Origin of the sequence: Clostridium caldaquaticum, assembly GCF_023806125.1 — a bacterium.
GTDB classification, from domain to species: domain Bacteria; phylum Bacillota; class Clostridia; order Clostridiales; family Clostridiaceae; genus Clostridium_AT; species Clostridium_AT caldaquaticum.
Map to the genome: position 1 here is coordinate 1 of NZ_JAMSKT010000019.1, position 22073 is coordinate 22073.

Below are 22073 nucleotides of genomic sequence, written 5' to 3' on the forward strand. Positions count from 1 at the left end.
TGCATACTTGCCTATATTATTGACAGAGTTTGTACAGAATATACATTTTCATAAATTTTTGTGCCTTGAGCACAGCGAAAGGAATGATAGTTAATATGAATTATATAGGATATTTATAGTTAAAAACTATAAATAATATTTACTTTACTATGCATATTTTATTGTTTAACATTTCACAAATCAAAAAGAAAAATTCCCCTTGACATTGACAAACTATTTCCTTAAAATTAAATTAATTATTTTATTACACTAAATCAATGATTAAGAAAAGTAGATATGTTTAAAGTCTACAGAGAGTCGGCGTTGGTGGGAATCCGATGATAGAGAACATATTGAATGGTCTTATGAGAGGAAGCTGAAATAATTTATATAGTAGGTAACCCGGGTTCTCCCGTTATAGAGATAGGATATCATTTTATATTGTATCCAAATAAGTGGTTTTTTCAAACAATTGAGGTGGCACCGCGGATATTTCGTCCTCTGCATTTGCATTTTGCATTTGCAGAGGATTTTTTAATTAATTAAGATAAGTTAATAATATTATTTTAAAATAAGGGGGCTTTTATATGTTAAATAATAATGGTTATTTTGGTGAGTTTGGCGGAGTATTTGTTCCTGAACCATTAAAAAATGTACTAAAAGAAGTAGAGGATAGTTTTTATAAGTATATCGAAGATCCGGAATTTTTAGAGGAATTAAAGTTTTATCAGAAGCAGTATATAGGACGTGAAAATCCTCTATATTTAGCAGAAAGATTAACCGAAAAAATTGGTGGCGCAAAAATTTATTTTAAAAGAGAGGATTTAAATCATACTGGTGCCCATAAAATAAATAATGCTATAGGTCAGGCTTTATTAGCTAAAAGAATGGGTAAGAAAAGAATAATAGCTGAAACCGGTGCAGGACAACACGGTGTTGCTACAGCAACAGTATGTGCATTATTTGGTATGGATTGTACAATTTATATGGGTGAAATAGATACTAAAAGACAACAATTAAATGTATTTAGAATGGAGTTACTTGGTGCTAAGGTTATTCCTGTAACAAGTGGAACTGCAACTTTAAAGGATGCTGTTGATGCTGCTTTAAATGATTTTGTACAAAATGCTGAGGATACTTTTTATCTTCTAGGTTCTGCTGTTGGTCCACACCCTTATCCAACAATGGTTAGAGAATTTCAAAGCATAATTGGAGAAGAAGCCAGAGAGCAGATACTTGAAATGGAAGGAAAACTTCCTGATTATATTGTGGCCTGTGTAGGCGGTGGAAGTAATGCTATCGGTCTTTTCCATCCTTTTTTTAACGATAAGGCCGTTAAAATAATAGGTGTTGAACCTGCGGGAAAAGGCCTTGATACTCAAGAACATGCCGCTTCTTTGACTAAAGGTACTCCTGGTATAATTCATGGATTTAAATGTTATACTCTTCAGGATGAACAAGGAGAACCTCTTCCTGTATATTCAATGGCTGCAGGTCTTGACTACCCTGGTGTAGGACCTGAACACAGCTATTATAAAGACAGCGGAAGAGCTGATTATGTAGCCGTAACTGATCATGAAGCTTTAAAAGCTTTCTTTGAATTATCTAGAACAGAAGGCATAATACCTGCCCTTGAAAGTGCTCACGCAGTAGCATATGCTATAAAGCTTGCATCAAAACTTCCTAAAGATAATATAATTATAGTTAATTTATCCGGCAGAGGAGATAAAGATGTAGCTCAGGTTAAAGATATGATTGAAGAAGATGAAACTGTCGCTGATCTTTTAAATAAACAATAAATTTCTGTTATAATTATAGACAATTAAATAAAGACTGCATAAAGCATTCTCATGCCTTCTTGCAGTCTTTATTTAATAACTAAGTTAAAGAAACCTTCAAAACAACTTTTTTTACAAAACAAGGCTCATCAACAGCAATGCAGGCTTTATGACCATCTTCAGGATAAAAAATAACAAAATCACCTTTATGAACAATCAGTTCACTACCAACACAATCTGCTTTATAAAAAGCTTTATCACCTTTAATAAGATCGTTCTCAGTTAAAACCAATCTATCGACGTGAATGCAGCTCATTTTTTCAACACCTTCTATAATGAATTGAATATCCATATAGCGTTGATGGGATTCAAACCTACACTCCTCTTCTTTTCTTGTATTGTAAGCTTGCACCAACGCAAATATATCATCGCCTTCAATTGAATATCTACCAATCTCTAATGATTGTAAATCAGTTTCTTTTAAGAATTTAAAAGCTCTTTGCATTTTATCATTGTAACAGTAACGTTCAGCATCTTTTAAAGCTGCAATAATCATTTAATATTCTCTCCTTTTTAAAAAGTTAGGTAAGTTTAATAAAATCTTGAATTTAGGCTAATAATAATTATGAAGCAATGGATTAAACATCAATTGCTTCATAATTTAAAGATTCATAATTTATTTAGTTCCGGCCTTTACCCATTCTTCTGAAACACATACATATTTGATGTACTGTCTAAAGTAAGTAAATGTAACATGAATTTTTCCATCTTGAGTTTGTTTTACAGAAGGGTATGAAAATTCACGATTTATTTTTTCTTTAGAATTGTTACTCATGCAATACCCATCACCAACTTCGATATTTCTCTTATATGGCCAAGTTTTTCCTCCATCTTCAGATATAGCAATTGTTAATGGTGCTCTTGGCGTCCCCCAGAATGCTGTTTTTCTATTAGCTTCTTCTTCTGGAACAAAACTGTTTTCTTCTTCGCTAACCTCGGACACTGTAGCATCTTCTTCATCTTCTATTTCATCATATAATGAAGCTCTGCGTTCTGTAGCTTTTTCAGCATTTATATGATTATATACTAATGCTAAATGACCATTATCAAGTACTGTAAATTGTATAGAAGAATTGTTATTAGGTAACTCTGTTGGAACAGGTTCTGTCCATGTTCTTCCATTATCTTTAGATACACTCATATATATATTATCTGCCCAACGGCTTCTAAATAAAGCTAATAATGTACCATCATTCAATTTTTCTACATTCATATGAACACAGCCTAAACTATTTGGAACTTCGTATTCAGTCCAAGTTTTACCATTATCACTTGAAATTTTAACAGCACTTACATCGTAATCTCCAGTCCATTTTATACCTTTAGGTGTACGACAATAGAAAATTGGAATAAGCCATTCTGAATTATCTAAAACAACTACTGGCTGACGTACGAAGGTACCTGGTTTATCAAATAAAGTCTCTATTGGTCCCCATGTGTATCCATTATCTGAAGATACTCTGTATCTAACTATAGCAGTATCTTGATTTCCTGATTTTTGTGCTGTGTATATTAGCCATAAGTCTCCATTTGGTGCTAGAAACAAAATAGGATTTTGTTCTGACCTAGTAGGATCTTCAGATAATTTCACAGGAGTTGTCCATTCTGATTCTCCTTTATTAAGCCTTGACATGTAAATTGATATATCAGCTATACCTTCTTGTGTTCCTGAAAACCATACACATAATAAATCCCCATTTGGTAATGGCATTATATTTGATGCATGATTCTGGATACAGAAAGATGGTAACGCTGCTTCTACTCTATCTACATCATCTTGAACTTGATAGAGTTTTCCTTGACTAACTTTAACGTTTTCTTTTTCAATATTATTCATAATAACACTCCACTCCATTTATATTTAATATAGCATTAATATTTTTAATCATTGTGAATTGATATTTATGTTTTTAATGATACCTAATGAAATAATATTGTATTATACATTTCATTAGGTATTCATATATAAATTTGTATTATCTTACTACTTATGCCACTTTTTCTTCTGTGTCAGCTTTTTATTTTAACTAAATAATTTTTCTAAAGCTATTACTTCAAATAGTATTAAGATTTTGGAGCTAATTCAGCACCTGCTTCTATTGCTGCAAGAAGACTTGCCTCATCAGCAATATTTTTACCAGCGATATCAAAAGCAGTACCATGATCAACGGATGTACGAATTATACCACCTTTTAATCCAACAGTTATGTTAACACCATCTTCAAAACCTGATACCTTGATTGGTACATGTCCTTGATCATGATAACAAGCTACAACTAAATCAAACTCTCCACGAATAGCACGGAAAAAAACTGTATCTGCAGGATGAGGTCCACTTACATTAACTCCTTCTGAAATTGCTTTTTCTATTGCTGGAATTAATTTTTCCTCTTCCTCGCCATATCCAAACAACCCATTTTCTCCACAATGAGGATTGATACCACATACAGCAATTTTAGGATTCTTATAACCTGCACGTATTAAAGTTTCATTAGCAAGTTTAATCACTTTATAAGTTCGCTCCGGATTTATTGAGTTTATTGCATCTATTAAGCCTTTGTGTGTTGTAAGGTGAATAACCTTTAACTTAGGTGTTGTTAAAAGCATGGAGTAATCTTCCGTATCTGTTAAATCAGCTAAAATTTCAGTATGACCAGGATACATATGACCACCAAGATGAAGTGCAGCTTTATTTAATGGCGCTGTACAAATAACTTGAATTTCTCCATTTTTAGCTAAATCAACAGCTTTTTTTATGAACTTAAAAGCAGCATCTCCAGCTAAAGGAGAAAGTTCTCCAAAAGGAAGATCAGCAGGTAATAAATCCATGTGTATGCAATCAATTGTTCCTGAAACAAATTTACCTTCACTGATGTTTTCTATTTTATTCAACGTCAATTTTGATCCTGTGATGCTAGCAGCCCTTTGTAACATCTTTATATCTCCTATTACAACTGGACGAGAAATATCATAGACAGAAGAATGTTCTAATGCTTTTACTATGATTTCAGGGCCAATACCAGCTGCATCTCCCATTGTAATTCCTATAATAGGTTTCATATTATACCTCCTTGAAGTATATTTAAAGCATTTACCATAGCAAAACTAGTGCCGAAATTGCCTGCCTTTGTTACTGCATAAATTTCTTTGTCACTCTGTAGCTTTCCTATTGGAATACCTGATTCAACTTCATCGATTAAATGAAATTCAGTCATGTGTAATTGTGCAAATACTTGAAAAGCAGTATCTCCTCCTGTAAGAAAAAGGCGACGCAGATCAAGCTCCTGAATTAATTCTACAGCTAATTCTCCTAAAGTATTGGATATCATGTTACTAACTTCTACTGCATTGTATCCATTATCTCGTCCTATCTTCTGAGTTTCTGCTACTTCCCATGAAGAAAAAAGTGCAATATTCTTTTTTTGCTTGAAGGCTAAAATTGCCTCTTGTTTTAATCTCTTAATCTCTTGCTCTTTTGCTTTATTATTTACTATAATCTCTGTGGATTTCATTTCTAATCCAGCTACATTTTGGTCTTTTAATAATTGCTCTAATTGCTCTCTTGCTATTGCACTGACGCTTCCTATAACTAATAATACAGGTTTTTCAGAAGGTTCTATAGTTATTGTTGTCTTTTTCTTATTCAAACCATAAACTTGAGGAAGATAATTCATAAGTCCTGCGGAACCAACCCAAACCACTGAATAATCAGTTTTATACATTATCTGTACCAAACATTTCAAGTCAGATTCCTCTACAGAATCTACTGTCACATAGGAAATATTATTATTCTTAAAGTACGCTAATCGTCTTGCAACGCATTCATATCCCTCTCTCAATTCTTTGTAAGAAATATGTCCCACTTCTTTTTTAGCTTGATTTCGAATTAACCTCATGATATTAGAATCTGTTACAGGAGTCTTAGGATCCTTAGCTACTTCTGTTTCATGTAGCTGCTTCTGATTTAAAAAGTGAATACCATCAATTACTTGGCGACCATTCTCAGGAAAACCAGGAGCAATCAACATAAAATCAGGTTTAAAAACATCATATACCGCATTTATCTCTTGTCCTATATTGCCTCTCATCGTAGAATCAATTTTTTTATAAATAACATCAAAATACTCATTTTTTATTTTTTGACAAATATGGTTTACTTTTTCATAGGCTTGACTCTCAGGGATTGAACGGCTATCAGTATTGAAAATAACAGCCTCTTTATTACCTTGAAGTATTAAATCATTGTTAAGTATCACTGAAACGTCTAAACCATAATGCACAAGCTGACCCCCACAATCACTTGCACCTGTTATATCATCTGCAATAACCGCTAATCTTATAGATTTCATTGTTTATCGACCTAATAATTTACTATATATTGCTTTAACATCTTCTAATTTTAATTCTTTAGGGTTATTATTTAGCAGACGTTTCACTTCTAAAGCAGATTTTGCTAATTCTTCTAAGTCTTCTTCTTTCACGCCATATTCTGTCAAGTCCTGAGGAATTTCTAAAATATTAGTTAATTCAACAATTCGCTCTACAACCTTTTCAGCAATTTGAATAGGAGTTAACCCTTCTTCTACTTGAATTCCCATCGGTTTTGCAACAAGAGAAAGACGATCTGCAATAGCATCCATATTGAACTTCATTACATGAGGTAATAACATTGAGTTTGCAACACCATGAGCAACTTTATATTTTCCACCTAATGGATAAGCTAAAGCATGTACAGCTGCAGTACCTGCAGAAGTTAATGCCATGCCACCGTACATGGAACCAAGAAGCATCTTCTCTCTAGCTTTAACATCTGATCCATTTTCATAAGCTTGTACTATGCTTGATGAGATCAAACGTATTGACTCTAACGCAAACATATCGCTTATAGGATTTGCTTTATTTGAGATAAAGGACTCAAGTGAATGTATAAATGCATCCATACCTGTAGAAGCTGTAATTGGCTTTGGCAGGCCTAAAGTTAATATTGGATCAATAAATACAAGCCTTGGCAGCATATATTTACTTACTATACCAATTTTCAATTCCTGCTCTGGTACAGTGACAATTGCGTTTGGTGTTACCTCTGCGCCTGTTCCAGATGTTGTTGGAATTAAAATTGTTGGAACACCTGGCTTCTTTATAAGATTTGTTCCAAACAATTCTTCAATAGGACTATCATTAGTTTTTAGTACTGCTATAATTTTTGTAGTATCAAGAACACTTCCTCCACCAATACCAATTATTGCATCATATTCTTTGTTGCCTACTTGTCCGAAAACATCTTTTATATTATCAACCGTAGGCTCAGGTAGAATATCCATGTTCACATCCACAGTTATACCTTTATTTACTAACTGAGTTACAATCTTATCAAGAAATCCTAACGCTTTAATTGGTGGCTGTGTTAGAACCAAAACAGATTCTACTTTTGTACCTATTAAATGTAAATGTTCTGATAAGGATTCAATAGAATTTTGTCCAGCTATAATATGATCTGCTGTTTGAAATTGATATAAATTCATTATCTAATCACCACTTTCTAGTCATGTTTTCTGTTATATTCCTTTATAAAAATCAACCATTTTTCTTACTTTCAAAGCAGCTTCACCTGATAATTCAGATATAGGAAATCTTGGCGGCCCTACTGGTATTCCATTAAACTCTACCGCTTTCTTTAAAGCAGAAGGGATTGCTCCTAAGGCAAAGGTATCGCGGAGAGGTTGTAACTTTTCCTGTGCTTTTTGAGCTTCCTCTATATTTCCTTCACGCCAATTATTATAAATTGATACAACTATTTCTGGCAGCATGTTAGCAGTTGCAGCCACTGCTCCTACGCCTCCTGCCATTAATGTTTTAAGAATTAAAGAGTCTGTACCTGCAAACACTGAAAAATCCTCTTCTTTTGTCACGTTGATATACTGCTCTATATTTTCAAATTTACCACTGCTATCTTTAATTCCTATAATATTTGAAACCTTCGCTAATCTAGCAACGGTTTCAGGCTCTATATTCATTCCAGTTTTTGAAGGTAAATTATATAACATCACTGGAATTGATACCGCCTCAGCTATCTTTTCATAATGAACAGCTAATTCATCCTGTGACGGTGTAATAAAATATGGTGTAATAACAGAAAGTGCGTCAGCTCCTATCTCCTCCATCTTTTTAGATAGTTCAATAACTTCTGCCGTTCCATTTCCACCAGTACCAATCATCACTGGTACCCTTCCTTTAGCTTCATCTATAACTATCTTAGCAATTTGAATTTTCTCTTCCTCATTAAACAGATGAAATTCACCATTTGTTCCTAATGCAAAAAGGCCATGTACACCCGATTCAATTAAATAATTTGTTAGTTGACGTAATACTGTTTCATTAACCTTTTGTTCTTTAGTTAATGGCGTTAACATTGCAGGAAAAATCCCTTTTATATTCATATCGATAACCTCCTTTTTAAAACAGGAATCTGAAAACTGTTTCATAAGTTAATTATAAATCTATATGTTTAATTTGTCAACATTTACTCTATATTTTTTGCAAATTTCATCATACCAATCAAAAATCGTTGCATATTTAAACAGAATTATTTCTTTTCTCAACTTGTTTTCATTTTCCATACTAGAAAATAAAATATCTTTTTATTTATACTATCTATTATAGCTCTAAGAAATATATCTTCAGATAAACGATAAAATATTGCATAAAAAAAGGCGCTTATTTTAACTTGCGCCATAAAGTAGTTCGATTTATATTCAATCGTTCAGCTGTACGAGTATTATTCATCCCCTCTTCAAGCCAAACTTTTTTAATAATCCTCTGCTCTATTTCTTCTAGTGTTCCTGATAAATCAATAGTTTCTTTATCAATTGGCATCTTTATACGCTTTAGCACTTTTTCAACATCATCATACTCTATATAAGTATTATTTGCTACTAACATAATTTCTCCGATAACTTCCTTAAATTGATTTAAGTTTCCCTGCCACTTAAAATTCTTAAGAAGTTCTATCGCCCCTTCTCTAATGCCAACAATTTGCTTACCAAACTTCACATTAAAATCATTAATATAAATACGTGCTAGACTTTCTACATCTTCTTTTCTCTCATTTAATGAGGGAAGCTCTAAAGCTAGATGCGACATATAATAATATAGCTCATGTAGAAACTTTCCTTGTTCTATAAGACTTAGAATATTATGCCCCGAAGAAGCTATTAGTCTGCAATTCAATTTACTCTTCAATAAATAATCTATTAACTGTTTCTGAACAGATACTGATAATGCATCAATATTTTTGAAGAATACCATACCTATTTCAGCTGAAGAAATGATGGCTTTGTCACCATTTTCATTTAATAGATCAGACCAACTCTCTTCTGTAATTATATCGCAGTGAAATACTACTAGAGGATATTGTCTTTTGGAACTATTAAAATGAATGTATTGGGCTAACTTTTCTTTTCCTGTTCCCTTTTCCCCAGTAATCCATATAGAATCTTCAATGCGGCTATACTTTTCAGCCATTTCCAATGCATATTTCATCTTTTCATTTTTAGATATCATCAAATTTGTAATATTTACAGATAGATTTTCATCAGGTGAAATTATGAAAACACCTGGAATATCTTTCTCATTATTCAATCTACCTCTTTCAATACGAAATACAGCAAGCTCAGAGTTATTTTCAAGTAAACAACCTGTAATCTTCCAATATTCATTTTCTATAAATATAAGTGTCTGAAACTCACCCTTTTGAAACACCTCTTTTACTAAGTGCTCCAAGTTTAATTTATCTCTAAGATTATCCAGATTTTCTTGATAAAAAAGGTTTGAATAAACTGGTTGAAGCCTTTGATTATAAGCAACAATTCCCGCCTTCTCATTTTGGATAATATTATGAGCCACCAAAAATTCCATTTTAAGCTTTTTAGTATAAGCATAAATTTTTTTTGCATTTTGAAAGGCCTTTAGTACACTTTCTCTGCCAGAAGTAAGTAATACCCCATTTAAGCCCATTCTCTCTGCTTCCCTAACTGTGATAACATCACCAATAATAACATTGTATCCTTCTTGTTTTAACTTAATTAATATTTCTTCTACCTGGTCTTCCTTCTGAATAGTATACGTATATATGTCAGCATTTAATATTTCACAAACAGTAGCAGCACTTTCTGAAATTGAGGCGAAGCCCACAATAGCAGTTTTTCCAGGATAATCCTTTAAAAGTGTTAATACTCTGAGCATATCATATCCTGAAATTTCTACCTCTACAACCGGAATGGAAACTTCCTTCTGAATCAACTCTGCAGTACCACCACGGCTAATTATAATATCTGTTCCATTGGTTAATGCTTCTCTTGCAAGCGCCACCCCCTTTTCCATGTCACCAACCTCTACTTGCAAATCGAAATCTACATTCTCTTTCATATTTATTATTAACTCCTTCAAACCATTATAAGGAGCAATTACCATAACCTTCATATTCTCACCTTCTAATGTAATTTTACTATTTTCGTTATTATTATACCATAGCAATTATTGATTAAATACCCAATATATAAGCCACAAAAAAGTTTTATTTAATCTACAAAACTTCTTGTAAACAATGATTGCAAGTCAATAAAAACCTATAAAAACTCTTTATTTATTTTGACAGAAAAAAATAAAGATATAACTCTTAAATATATTATTTTCAGAGTCATATCTGTATTTTTTATTACAACAAGAACATATTGCCAAAACACCTACAAAAGTCAACTGTTCCTGCTGTTAAAACGTCAGTTTTACATTGGAAACAATACAACAGCACCAATACAAAGTGCAAGTATTCTTATAAAGTACATAGGAACGGTGAACATCCAAAACTGTGGCAGTTTATATTTACCCATTCCAAAGATTATTGCTGGCATACCGTCGATTGGCATATATCCTCCGTTCCAGCCTGATACAACCACGGCAGCTGCAGCAGCGGTAGGATTGAGTCCCAAGCTCATACAAGCAGCAATGGCAATAGGAGCAAAGATATACACAGAACCCATGTTAGAGCCTGTAAAAGTAGCACAAGTACTAGTCAATAAGGCGAAAATTAAGATAATGATAAAAGGGTTCATGTTGTTACCTAGGGCATTAGCCACGTTTTTACCAACCATGGCTGTGAAGCCAGAATTAGCAAGTGCGTCAGCCACACCAATAACACCAGCCATCATAATGATCACAGGAGCACCCATATTGTCGCGAACTTCCTTAAAATCAAGAGCACCAATAAAGAGCACAAATGCAGCTGCCAATCCCGGAATCACATAAGCTGCATTGCCCAACTTGTTCATGAGCATCATACAGATAACGCTTACAGCGAAAGCAGCAACAACGCAGTATTCTTTCCATGCAACCATCTTAGTTGACGCAACTTCATTCATAGCCTTATTCTCCTCAGAAGCTTCAGCAACAGGATGATCAGGCAACAAGCGATAAGAAATCAGACACCATACCAGAAAAGCTATGGACATAATCACATTCATCAGGGAGAATTTTACCATAGAAAGTTTTCCAGTGAATCCCGCAGTTTCCAGAACAGTAATCGTAACACCGAAGTGTAGCGCCACATTAATTGGAATCAGTGGGTGGTTAGTAGCAAAACCTAAAGGCATCATGAGCTTTGAAGTTGGAAGTTTTTTGCTATATGGAATAGTAGCCACCAACGACAGAATAAGCACATAGTAACCTGTAGCTCCACTTCCTACCAGACTGGCTCCAAGCATTACAACCACAATTAGCAGAGCATAACTCTTGTATCCACCTTTATCTACTAAGGTAATCATAGAGGATTTGACCTTATCAATAAGGCTGGTTTTCTGGAGAGCTGCCATAACTACCATAAAACCGGCAATCATGATAACGCTTGGGTTCACAAAGCCTGCAAAAGCCTCCTGAACGGTGGATAGACCAGTTACTACCAGTAGTAAGCAGGCGAGCAGCGGTGGTGCACCGAACGCAAGCTTGTCCGACATGATGAGTACGATCATCAGTATTAAGATACTAAGGGCAATAATCATTTGTGTTGTCATTTTATAGTTCTCCTCTCTTTTTTACACAATTTTTAGGACTCTGAGATTATCTAGATATGTATCTCAAAGCGGCAGTTTGATGACTGCCTTTCAGCACACTTTAATTTGAATCTCAAAATTTCTCTTAAACCTTTACATCCAAACTAGTATACCACTTACTTTTTAAATACGCAAAACTATAAGTGCTTTGATGATTAACATAAAAATAATTTTACCAATCCCCTCCCTATTGATGAAATTTACTTTTGAAAATTAACTCTTGGTGAATTAGAATTCGTTATCAACCAAAGATGTCAGTTGATATTTGCAACACTTTTTTGTAGTTAGCTACCTTACATTTTTTATTTTACACTATATTGTTGTATTTTTCAACTGTTTCTTTTTAAATTTTCATATATTTCGAAAAAAATAAACTCAATATAATTGTAAGCGTCAAAAATTTCTGTATTTACTGATCATTTGTCCTTTGATAAAAATAACTCCAGTAGAATGTTTTAAAGCATTCTACTGGAGTTATTTTAAATCTTTTGTTCCATGATGTGCTGTCAAAGTTATGTATATATTTTTAAAGCTTTATAAATATTAGTTTATTTTTGCCCTCAAATTCCTGATATAAATATTAGCACTGAGGAGCTTTATAGCTTATTTAAGACAATAGTTTAACCACTATCTGATAAAAATATTATTAATATTATATACAATTGAACTACCTTTATATTCCGAACGTCTAAAAAGCTTATTTGACTCAAAAAAGCCCTGTGGCAGGGACGGTGAAAATATATCTTGTTTTCCTTCAATACCATCCATAACCCTCTGATCATTTTCTATAAAGGCATCTATATAACTGACATGGATTGGAGTGCCATTATGTGCCGGACAAATATAATCAAACTCGTTACTCCTCTTTTTTAAAAGCTTCATATTCTGCTGATGCTTTTCTACATAACTATAATCTGCAAGCATTAAGAGTACCTGCCCAGCTTCTAATTCGTCTCCACTAAATAGTAGCCTGTTTTCTTTATCCAGAAAAGCTATACTTCCAGCATTATGTGCAGGAATCTCAATAACTTCCAAAGTACGCCCACCAAGATCAAAAACATGTCCATTTGTTACAGTTTCAATTTTATAATCCAAAGGAAATTCTTCAGGATTACCAAAAGCTTTCTTTGCATCCTGAACTGAATTCGGGTGCATATAGCTAATATCAAACCATCCATTTCCACCGGTATGATCAAAATGACCATGAGTATTTGCAACAAATATTGGTAAATCCGTGATTGTTTCTACAAACTGTCGAAGATTCAATCTACTCATTCCTGTATCTATCATCATAGCTTTTTCATTTCCAAGCAATAGATAGGAATAGCTTCCCACTCCTTCTATAACCCAGGTATTTTTATTAAATTTTCTCGCGGTAAAAGGCCTGTCTTGCATTTTATTTTCCCCTTTCAAAATAATTTATTCATCAACTTATTAATCAATGCCCCTAGAATGTTAATAAGTTTTCCTATCCCTTTATTGAACCTATCATTACACCTTTAACAAAGTACTTTTGTACAAATGGATAAATACAAAGAATTGGAACTGTTGAAACCAAAATTGTTGCATATTTTATAAGAGGTTTATAAATATCAAGATTGTCAGCAACTATTTGCTGAGCAACACTACCACTATCCACAGCATTCTGGTTCTGTAACAAAATCTCTCGCAAGAATAGCTGTAATGGATAGAGTTCTCGTTTTTTTAAGAATATGGATGCAAAAAACCATTCATTCCATTTTCCTACAGCATAAAATAGAGCTATAACTGCAACGGTTGCTTTTACCAAGGGAAGAAGCACCACAAAGAGAATAGTCAAATCATTAGCACCATCTAGACGGGCAGATTCTTCTAGACTGTCTGGAATCGCCAAAAATGCAGTACGCATTATAATAATATTCATAACATTAAGCGCACTTGGAATCAGCATTGACCAGCGACTATCCAATAATCCTATATTTTTAACAGTCAAATAAAATGGTATCAATCCACCATTAAAAAGCATTGTAAAAGTTACAATAAACATTAATACATTTCTATATTTTAAACTCTTTCTTGAAAGAACATATCCACTAATGACTGTAAAAAGCATACTAATTGAAGTACCTACTACAACATAAAATATTGTATTGATATAACCTCCTATGATATTAGGATTACGAAAAATTAATCTAAAACCATTAAAGCTTATCTTACCTTCAGGCCATAACATTATACCGGATTTTGTATTTACAATTCCAGGATCGCTGATAGCCATAAAAAATACATGCAAAAGTGGCGCTATACAAATAAAAGCAACTGAAAGCATAAATACATAATTAAATATATCAAATGCCCATTTACCCAGTCCCTTTTTCCTAACCATATAATTCCCTCCTTAGAACAGACTTGAGTCTGTATATTTACGACTTAGCCAATTACTGAATAAAAGCATTGATGTATTTATTACAGAATTAAATATACCTACTGCAGTACTAAAACTATAATTCATATCCAGAAGACCCTTTCTATAGGTAAAAGTGGATATAACATCTGCTGTTTGATAGGTTGCTGGACTATATAGGAGTAGAACCTTTTCAAAGCCTACACTAAACATTGAACCCATTCTTAAGATAAGAAGAATAACAATTGTAGGCATAATACCAGGTAAGGTTATATGCCATGTCTGTTTCCATCTACCAGCTCCATCAATTTCTGCTGCCTCATATAACTCTTGATCAATTCCTGATAAGGCAGCTAAATAAATAATACTGCTATAACCCATTCCCTGCCACATATTAGAACCAACATAAATTGAACGGAACATACTAGCCTGACCAAGCAGATTCTTTTTCTCAAAACCAAAAATACTTAATAACTGGGTAATAACACCATTACTATTAGTAAATTCAGATATTATACCACATATTACTACCATGGATATAAAGTAAGGCATATAGCTTATAGTCTGAATAGTTCGTTTAAAAAATTTACCTTTTATTTCATTTAAAAGCAATGCAAAAACAATTGGAATAGGAAAGTTAAACAACAGATCATAAAAACTGAGTAAAAATGTATTCCTTAATAATCGAAAAAAATAATAACTGTTAAAAAAATCATAAAAATTTTTAAACCCTATCCAAGGACTATTAAATATACCTAAAGCCGGTGAATAACGTTTAAAGGCCATAATAATTCCTGTCATTGGAATATAACTGAATATAATAAAATATAAAAGCATAGGAACTGCCATCAAATATATAACAGTGTTTTTACGTATATCAATAGCTATATCTTTAAGTAAGCTTCTTTTCTTTAATTTAATTTCACCTGTTCCTGGTACTGTATCTTTCAATGTATGCATATTCAACCTCCATTTATAGTTATAAATAATAAAAGTTAGCTTTTAACTGTTATGGTGATTATTTATCACCATAACAGTATACTAAAAGAAATGTTACTTTCTGTTATTAAATCTATCAAGAGCTGTCTGCTGTATCTTAATAGCCTCCTCAATTCTCATGTTGTTAATCTGTTTAACAAAATCATCGAATTTGCTTAATGGTTCAGTACCAATTATAAACTTTACAGTCATTTCATTTACGTAGGTTGTTATATCGGGCATAATATTACTAAATTCTGAAGATTCATCGGAAGTAAGAGTTACTGGAGGCATTACATAATCTATACCATCTTTAGCCCATACATTACATGCTTCCAATGATGCACTCTGTCCACTTGCATTATATACCTGCCACATACGCTTATAATCTACAACTCCAGGACCATCCCATCTTGCATACTTATGCATAGCAGCATTTGGAGTCAAATCTCCTGAAGCTTTAAGAACCTTATCTGTCCAAACTGGTTTTCCATCCTTTAGTATAAAGGTATCATTTTCCTTACCATAGTTTACTATATTACTTCCTTCTTCAGTGTATAGGTAATCCAGCCATTTAACAGCAAGAATTGGATTCTTACAGCTCTTAGTGATTGCAGTACCTTCACGTACTTCATAAGAAGGATAATTGAATTTAATCTTCTGATCTGGAGTTTTCTTAGGGGCTTGTATAGCCTCTAAATAGAAATCCGGGTTATCCTTTACATTACCATATATAATATAAGCATTAGCTGTAAGACCCCATAAAGTTGAAAACATACCTGTTTTATTACTTGCTGCAAGATTTGCTGGTGCCATAATTTCAAAACCTGCATCAGTACGCCCCATGAAATCCTTATCAATCAAGCCTTCCTTATACCATTGGTTCATAAGAGTAAGATATTCCTTATATTCAGGCTGACATGGACCATATTTTACCTTGCCATTTACTTGATAAAAACTTCCTCCTATATCCCAAGCGGACAAAATCTGATTGAATAAAGGAACACCTGTATTAGGTAAAAGAAGAGGAGCTTCTACATTTAACTTTGTTTTAAAAGCAGTTAATACCTCATGCCAGTCATCCAAAGTTACAGGAGTCTTCAAGCCTACTTTGTCTAGCATGTCCTTACGAACCACAAATCCGGTCCAAGCAGGTTCTGCTCCGTCAGTCAAATGGAAAAATGCCCATCTGTTTCCTGAGTCAGTCACTGTTAGTTTTGCAACAGTTGGATTCTTAGACATTAATTTAGAATAATTAGGAGCATATTTTTCAATTAAATCATTCAATTTAAGATACACACCGTCAGCAATAGCTTTATCCGGACCACCAGGATAGTAAATAGTTCCTTCACGCTCCTGTATTATATCCGGCATATCATCAGAGGCCAGCATCAAGTTAAAAGCCTGCTGTTCTTGTCCTGCAGTTGGATGGATAAACTCAATATGAACCCCTGTTTTCCTTTCTATCTCCTGCATACTGAGAGTTTCATTGTAATTCTTAATCTGCTCTGAACTTGCATTCGTAACCCAGTATTTAAGAGTAACAGGCTTATCTGTAAGCGGCAATGAGTTTTCTGTCACTGCAGTCTGTGATACATTTTCAGTGTCCGCAGAAGTATTTTTACTTGAAGAACATCCTGTTGTCATAGACATAATGATTGAAAAACTTAATAAAAGACCCAGCATAGTTTTTTTTCTTATCATTTTTCTTTTCCCCCTTTTTAATTTATAAACAACAGCTTTATTGCTGTTATCAATTTAATTTTTAACTATTTTATTGGAATCTCTATTAACGACTTATACTTACCTCCACAATAAATAGTCTGATGAGCTACCTTAACCTTTTCCTGAATAGCCCAATTTCCTACATAGTTAGAGTGAATTGCAAACTGCGGAAAATCCGAACAAGAAACATCTATGCGTAATCTTGAGCCAGCCCTTATATTCCATGTAATTGGCAGAAGCTTTATATTTACTTCTACTACTTCTCCTGGTTCATAAGTTAACCTTATTGATGAATTATTCCTATAAGCAAGAGTAGTTATACTGGATCTTATATTATAGGCCTTTCCATTAGACTTAACTTCCATAACTTTTACTGTAAAACTGGTATCTTCACAGTCTGAACTCACAAAAAGTTTTACATTCATCTCTCCGATTATACACATATCTTCTGATATAGGTTCTGAAACAAAACTCAAGACATCATCCCTGTAACCTGGCTCATACTGTAAAAGACTTCCTTGTTCCTCCATAGTTTTAAAAAGTGTATCCGCACCATGAGAATAAATTGGATTTTCCGGATTATAATCAAACTTTATTTCACTTAATTTATTTTCTGCTATATAAGAAAGTCTATATGAATTACAACTTTCTCTTTTATCACCTGTTAAATTAAAAACCTTTTGTCCACTATTTACTATGGGCCATTTATCCCATTTTACCCACTCATCATTACCTACCATATAAGCTTTTATTTCGGCATCAGGTAGTTTCCTTTCCATCAATATTTTTTCAAACCACTGAAACATATCAATTTCATCATTTATTTTTGCATTTTTAGTTTCATGTGCATCAATACAGGGTACCATAAAATGGTTCCAACCACCAATTACAAGTCTACTATGAGCCTTTACTTCAGGACTTAATTCATCATATCCTAAAATGGTGCCCTCCTGATGATGATCATACCAACCTGCTACTATACACATTGGCACTTTGACTTTCTTAGGCATTTCTCTTAACGTTTTCCACACCCCAGATTGCCAATATTCACACTGATAATCAGTATTCAATAGCCAATCCCTATACCATGGCAGCTTTACACCCCATAATTTTTCATCTACATTTATATGAGGACGATAAAGACAAGACTTTATATAATCCACGTTAATTTCATATCCTGAATTCTCCATTGTCCATGCTGTAAGTATGTCGTGACAAAACAATCCATCTTTGTATAATGAAAGATAACGGTCTACGCTGTAATGAGCAAGATAAATAGTCTTAACTTTTTCAGGAAGTTTATCTGCAATAATCCAGGCAGTAAGACCGCTGTAAGAAAATCCATAAATTCCTATGGAGCTGCACCATTCCTGCTCTGCAAGCCAATTTATTGCATCTATTCCGTCTCTTCTTTCATTTTCATTAGGCACCCACACACCCTCCGAACCGCCTGTACCACGGCAATACTGAAATATAGACACATAACCTCTTTTGGCATATTCCTCTGATTTAGCCAAACTTATAGGTTCATTATGTGGATAAGGAGTTCGTGTAAATATTACAGGCCAAGGCCCCTTCCCCTTTGGGAAACATACTATAGTCCGAAGTCTTGTACCATCAGACATGGGCACCATTATATTCTTAATATCACCTATTTCATGAGATTCGGCTCGTACACTGTTTTTGAAAGAATTTCTTATCCTGTTAACAATCATATTCACAAAATCATTTTCCTCCATTTATATTACCTCCATATCTAATAGTACTGAACTTAAGCTCTTTCCATGCATATCAATTGCAAGCGACCTTGTTACTCCACCACCCAAGGCGTTTTCCATCACAAAATTAAGTGCGCCTAAAGATGGTATTTCATATCTTTTAACCTCCCCAAAAGCTATTTCCTTAAACCATTCTTTTACCCTGTTAGCAGTAACCTGGTTTTTAATTTTTTCATAATTATCAATATTATAAACAATAAGTGAAATTATGGAAATATTGCCTTTATCTCCAGTCCTGGAATGTGCTATCTCCCTTAACTTCATTTTTACACCTCGCAATCATACACAAATTTCTTCATATACTACCTTAATATCTACATCCCTTTCCGGTATCATTACTGATGCAATAGATACTATTTCTCTCACATATTTTCTTGCACCACCACCACCTGCCGGTCCGTTTGTGTATAGTGCCTCAACTTCATTCCCTATTATTTCAGCATGTTCCTTGTTTAAAGTTCTAGCTGCTACTCTTAATCTTACCTCATTAAAATCATTCCTTCCTTTTTTTATAGTATTACTCAATTTATCCTTATATAAAGAATTCACTCCAATATAATCAATTCTTAGTTCCTCTATTGGTAACTCAATATATTCAAGTCTTTTCTTAATAATATCCCCAGCTAATTTTGCCCTTTCTAAAGCTCCGGAGCCACCATAGCTTATTTCGCCTTCACCAATATAACAATCTTTATAGCCTATACTGGTTTTAAGAAGTTCTGTCTTTTTAATACCACTTGCTCCCTTTACAAGTACCTTATTATTTTCCACCTGTTCCACTGTTACTTTTGAGAAATCAGCTATAACATCCGGTGTGTAGTATCTTTGTGGATCCTGTATTTCGTAGAGTATTTGCTCCTTACACGTATCAACCGTTACAATTCCGCCAGCATCTTCAAGCTTGGTTATAATGATATCACCGTTTTCATAAATTTCTCCTATAGGGAAACCTATATTCCATAAATCTGGAACATCTTTGTATCCCGGATCAGCGTAATATCCTCCTGTAACCTGTCCTGCACACTCCAGCAGATGTCCCGCCAAGGTACCCTTTCCCAACATTTTATAATCATCATATTTCCATCCAAATTCATAGATTAAAGGGGCAAGTACCAAAGATGGGTCTGCTACTCTTCCAGTAATAACTATATCCGCACCATTTTCCAATGCCTCAACAATACCTTTTGTACCAATATAGGCATTAGCTGAAATTATCAAATGTTTTATAGTTTCTAGCTTTTCTCCTGTTTCCATAATCTCAAGATCCAAATACTTTTCAATATTTGAAAAAACATCATCACCAAGAACAGCTGCAATTTTCAACTTCCTGATACCCATTGACTCCGCCATTTGCTTAGTTACCTTTGCAGCAGCCAGTGGATTTGCAGCCCCCATATTGGTTACAACTTTTACCTTTTTTTCTATACAAATTGGCAATATTTTCTTCATTCTGTATTCAAACAATTCATTGTAACCTTTATCCCGTTCCTTAAGTTTCTGTTTCTGTGCCAGAGCTATAGTTCTCTCAGCAAGACATTCAAATATAATATAATCCAGGTTGCCTTTTTTCATTATCTCTATTGCAGGCTCGATCCGGTCTCCGCCATAACCAGCTCCGGAACCTATCCTCAACTTCCTCAAGTTAAAAAACCTCCTTATGTCTTTACTTACATAAAATAAAATGTTTATATACTTAAATTAAAGCAATTTTTGTGCCAGTATTAAAACTATTGCAATCAGCTAGCCATTATAAAATAATCCTTATATAATTTCTCATTTTTTGGAAATTACTTTCCAGTCAAAAGTTTTATTATTAATGTTTCAGCACAAAATAAAAGAGTTTCTAATTTTTTAGAAATCATACATATTAATTCTAAAAAATTAGAAACTCTTTACTTTGTTTAATATTTATTTATTTTGTTGTATAGTGAAGCTAGAGAAATACCTAAAGCCTGTGCCACCTTTTTCTTTCCTTCAACGGAATTTCCATATTTCATTAAAGCCTTTTTAATTTCATTGATTTCAGCTTGTTTGACTACTTCTTCTAAAGTCCTTATTGGTATAATATCCTTTCTTAATCCTTCTTTCTGAATCTTCTTTGGCAAATCCTCACTTCTTATTATACCTCCTGCTGCCATCATTGCAGCAAATTCAACAGTATTTTTTAATTCTCTTACATTTCCAGGCCAGTCATAGTTTAAAAGAAGCTCAAGAGCTTCCTCTGACATTTCTACTTTATTATTAAATTTATACTGAGCATGCAGAAGAAAATTATTAATGAGAGGCAGAATATCACCTCTACGCTCTTTTAAAGGATAAAGGTTTAGAGTAGCTACTGAAAGCCTGTAGTAAAGGTCTTGTCTAAATTTTCCTTCAGCTACAAGAGTTTCAAGATTTTTGTTGGTAGCTGCAATTACTCTTACGTCCACAGGTATCTCCATAACACCTCCTACAGGTCTTATACAACGTTCTTGAAGAAATCTTAAAAGTTTTGCCTGAAGCTTGTAATCAAGTTCAGAAATCTCGTCCAAAAAGATTGTGCCACCATCAGCTTCTTGAATAAGTCCTGTCTTACCACCTTTTTTTGATCCTGTAAAGGAACCTTCCTCATAACCAAATAATTCACTTTCAAACAGATTGTTATCCAAAGCTGCACAGTTCAGCGGCACGAAAGATTCATTTCTTCTTGAACTGGCATTATGAATGGACTGAGCATATAACTCTTTTCCTGTGCCGCTTTCACCAGTTATAAGTACATTTATATCCTTATGAGCAATTTTTAAAGCAAGTTCTTTTGTATTTTCAGATTTTGCATCAGAGCTTATAATATCTTCTATAGTGTACTTGGCATTTTCCATCTGCTTAACACGTTTCTTTAAATTCATAATTGTATTATTCGATTTTCTAAGCTCTTCAACCAATTTATAAATATCATTTATCTCATTAAGAATTGATACACCTCCAATAATTTTATCATTCTTTATAATGGGCACTATGTTTACAACATACTCTATACCATCAACCTTCCTACGAATACCCAAAAGTTTTCTGCCACTTTTTATAACTTCCGGAAGCTTGCTTCCTTTCCTGACAGTATCTAATGAACGACCAATAATATCTTCAGGTCTGACTTTTGTAATTCTAGTATAAGCGTTATTTATATATACTACTTTGCAATCTTTATCTGCAATTAATACACCATCGTAAAGAGACTCAAATATACTTTTTTCTAATTCACTAATATACATAAGCAGTCCCACCTTTATACACTTGTATCAAGCATCAGCAATAA

At 33.6% G+C, this 22073-nt stretch carries 17 protein-coding genes and 1 other annotated feature; of the genes, 1 reads left to right on the forward strand and 16 read right to left on the reverse strand.

Features of this window, described 5'->3' with window-relative positions; genetic code table 11:
• Window positions 1-248 precede the first annotated feature (248 nt).
• Window positions 249-484: a binding site (T-box leader), on the forward strand.
• Window positions 485-566: 82 nt separating this feature from the next.
• A complete protein-coding gene (trpB, locus tag M2651_RS11750) occupies window positions 567-1778 on the forward strand; it encodes a tryptophan synthase subunit beta (RefSeq protein WP_252132544.1) in 1212 nt (403 codons plus the stop codon).
• 79 nt (window positions 1779-1857) lie between these two features.
• On the opposite strand, the gene M2651_RS11755 is transcribed toward trpB, so the two are convergent.
• The 16 genes from M2651_RS11755 to M2651_RS11830 form a co-directional block, all read right to left on the reverse strand.
• Complete coding sequence (locus tag M2651_RS11755; protein ID WP_252132545.1) at window positions 1858-2313, reverse strand: NanQ anomerase/TabA/YiaL family protein; 456 nt, start codon at window positions 2311-2313, stop codon at window positions 1858-1860.
• A 120-nt stretch (window positions 2314-2433) separates the two neighbouring features.
• On the reverse strand, window positions 2434-3654 hold the full coding sequence (locus M2651_RS11760) for a sialidase family protein (protein ID WP_252132546.1): 1221 nt from the start codon (window positions 3652-3654) through the stop codon (window positions 2434-2436).
• Window positions 3655-3881: 227 nt separating this feature from the next.
• Window positions 3882-4877, reverse strand: a complete 996-nt coding sequence (pdxA, locus tag M2651_RS11765; RefSeq protein ID WP_252132547.1) for a 4-hydroxythreonine-4-phosphate dehydrogenase PdxA — start codon at window positions 4875-4877, stop codon at window positions 3882-3884.
• Window positions 4874-6166, reverse strand: coding sequence for a four-carbon acid sugar kinase family protein (locus tag M2651_RS11770; RefSeq protein WP_252132548.1), 1293 nt, complete (start codon window positions 6164-6166; stop codon window positions 4874-4876). Before M2651_RS11770 ends, pdxA begins: the two co-directional genes overlap by 4 nt.
• A 3-nt stretch (window positions 6167-6169) precedes the next feature.
• Window positions 6170-7339: an iron-containing alcohol dehydrogenase gene (locus tag M2651_RS11775; protein WP_252132549.1), complete on the reverse strand. Its 1170-nt coding sequence runs from the start codon at window positions 7337-7339 to the stop codon at window positions 6170-6172.
• 33 nt (window positions 7340-7372) lie between these two features.
• Entirely contained in the window at window positions 7373-8254 is an 882-nt protein-coding gene (dapA, locus tag M2651_RS11780; protein ID WP_252132550.1) for a 4-hydroxy-tetrahydrodipicolinate synthase, read from the reverse strand.
• A gap of 277 nt (window positions 8255-8531) precedes the next feature.
• A complete protein-coding gene (locus M2651_RS11785) occupies window positions 8532-10295 on the reverse strand; it encodes a sigma-54-dependent Fis family transcriptional regulator (protein ID WP_252132551.1) in 1764 nt (587 codons plus the stop codon).
• A gap of 302 nt (window positions 10296-10597) precedes the next feature.
• A complete protein-coding gene (locus tag M2651_RS11790; protein ID WP_252132552.1) occupies window positions 10598-11878 on the reverse strand; it encodes an SLC13 family permease in 1281 nt (426 codons plus the stop codon).
• A 666-nt stretch (window positions 11879-12544) separates the two neighbouring features.
• Complete coding sequence (locus M2651_RS11795) at window positions 12545-13312, reverse strand: MBL fold metallo-hydrolase (RefSeq protein WP_252132553.1); 768 nt, start codon at window positions 13310-13312, stop codon at window positions 12545-12547.
• Between the two features lie 73 nt (window positions 13313-13385).
• Window positions 13386-14282: a carbohydrate ABC transporter permease gene (locus tag M2651_RS11800; RefSeq protein WP_252132554.1), complete on the reverse strand. Its 897-nt coding sequence runs from the start codon at window positions 14280-14282 to the stop codon at window positions 13386-13388.
• A 12-nt stretch (window positions 14283-14294) separates the two neighbouring features.
• Window positions 14295-15260, reverse strand: a complete 966-nt coding sequence (locus M2651_RS11805) for an ABC transporter permease (RefSeq protein ID WP_252132555.1) — start codon at window positions 15258-15260, stop codon at window positions 14295-14297.
• Between the two features lie 93 nt (window positions 15261-15353).
• Window positions 15354-16982: an extracellular solute-binding protein gene (locus tag M2651_RS11810; protein WP_252132556.1), complete on the reverse strand. Its 1629-nt coding sequence runs from the start codon at window positions 16980-16982 to the stop codon at window positions 15354-15356.
• A 65-nt stretch (window positions 16983-17047) separates the two neighbouring features.
• On the reverse strand, window positions 17048-18742 hold the full coding sequence (locus M2651_RS11815; protein WP_252132557.1) for a CocE/NonD family hydrolase: 1695 nt from the start codon (window positions 18740-18742) through the stop codon (window positions 17048-17050).
• Window positions 18743-19045: an AtuA-related protein gene (locus tag M2651_RS11820; RefSeq protein ID WP_252132558.1), complete on the reverse strand. Its 303-nt coding sequence runs from the start codon at window positions 19043-19045 to the stop codon at window positions 18743-18745.
• Between the two features lie 15 nt (window positions 19046-19060).
• Window positions 19061-20422, reverse strand: a complete 1362-nt coding sequence (locus M2651_RS11825; protein WP_252132559.1) for an acyclic terpene utilization AtuA family protein — start codon at window positions 20420-20422, stop codon at window positions 19061-19063.
• A gap of 260 nt (window positions 20423-20682) precedes the next feature.
• A complete protein-coding gene (locus tag M2651_RS11830; protein WP_252132560.1) occupies window positions 20683-22029 on the reverse strand; it encodes a sigma-54 interaction domain-containing protein in 1347 nt (448 codons plus the stop codon).
• Window positions 22030-22073: the final 44 nt, after the last annotated feature.

What these genes read in the sequence shown, in the direction of transcription:
- trpB (WP_252132544.1), top strand. Translation starts at nt 567, where the DNA reads ATGTTAAATAATAATGGTTATTTTGGTGAGTTTGGCGGAGTATTTGTT.
- M2651_RS11755 (WP_252132545.1), bottom strand. Translation starts at nt 2,313, where the DNA reads ATGATTATTGCAGCTTTAAAAGATGCTGAACGTTACTGTTACAATGAT.
- M2651_RS11760 (WP_252132546.1), bottom strand. Translation starts at nt 3,654, where the DNA reads ATGAATAATATTGAAAAAGAAAACGTTAAAGTTAGTCAAGGAAAACTC.
- pdxA (WP_252132547.1), bottom strand. Translation starts at nt 4,877, where the DNA reads ATGAAACCTATTATAGGAATTACAATGGGAGATGCAGCTGGTATTGGC.
- M2651_RS11770 (WP_252132548.1), bottom strand. Translation starts at nt 6,166, where the DNA reads ATGAAATCTATAAGATTAGCGGTTATTGCAGATGATATAACAGGTGCA.
- M2651_RS11775 (WP_252132549.1), bottom strand. Translation starts at nt 7,339, where the DNA reads ATGAATTTATATCAATTTCAAACAGCAGATCATATTATAGCTGGACAA.
- dapA (WP_252132550.1), bottom strand. Translation starts at nt 8,254, where the DNA reads ATGAATATAAAAGGGATTTTTCCTGCAATGTTAACGCCATTAACTAAA.
- M2651_RS11785 (WP_252132551.1), bottom strand. Translation starts at nt 10,295, where the DNA reads ATGAAGGTTATGGTAATTGCTCCTTATAATGGTTTGAAGGAGTTAATA.
- M2651_RS11790 (WP_252132552.1), bottom strand. Translation starts at nt 11,878, where the DNA reads ATGACAACACAAATGATTATTGCCCTTAGTATCTTAATACTGATGATC.
- M2651_RS11795 (WP_252132553.1), bottom strand. Translation starts at nt 13,312, where the DNA reads ATGCAAGACAGGCCTTTTACCGCGAGAAAATTTAATAAAAATACCTGG.
- M2651_RS11800 (WP_252132554.1), bottom strand. Translation starts at nt 14,282, where the DNA reads ATGGTTAGGAAAAAGGGACTGGGTAAATGGGCATTTGATATATTTAAT.
- M2651_RS11805 (WP_252132555.1), bottom strand. Translation starts at nt 15,260, where the DNA reads ATGCATACATTGAAAGATACAGTACCAGGAACAGGTGAAATTAAATTA.
- M2651_RS11810 (WP_252132556.1), bottom strand. Translation starts at nt 16,982, where the DNA reads ATGATAAGAAAAAAAACTATGCTGGGTCTTTTATTAAGTTTTTCAATC.
- M2651_RS11815 (WP_252132557.1), bottom strand. Translation starts at nt 18,742, where the DNA reads ATGGAGGAAAATGATTTTGTGAATATGATTGTTAACAGGATAAGAAAT.
- M2651_RS11820 (WP_252132558.1), bottom strand. Translation starts at nt 19,045, where the DNA reads ATGAAGTTAAGGGAGATAGCACATTCCAGGACTGGAGATAAAGGCAAT.
- M2651_RS11830 (WP_252132560.1), bottom strand. Translation starts at nt 22,029, where the DNA reads ATGTATATTAGTGAATTAGAAAAAAGTATATTTGAGTCTCTTTACGAT.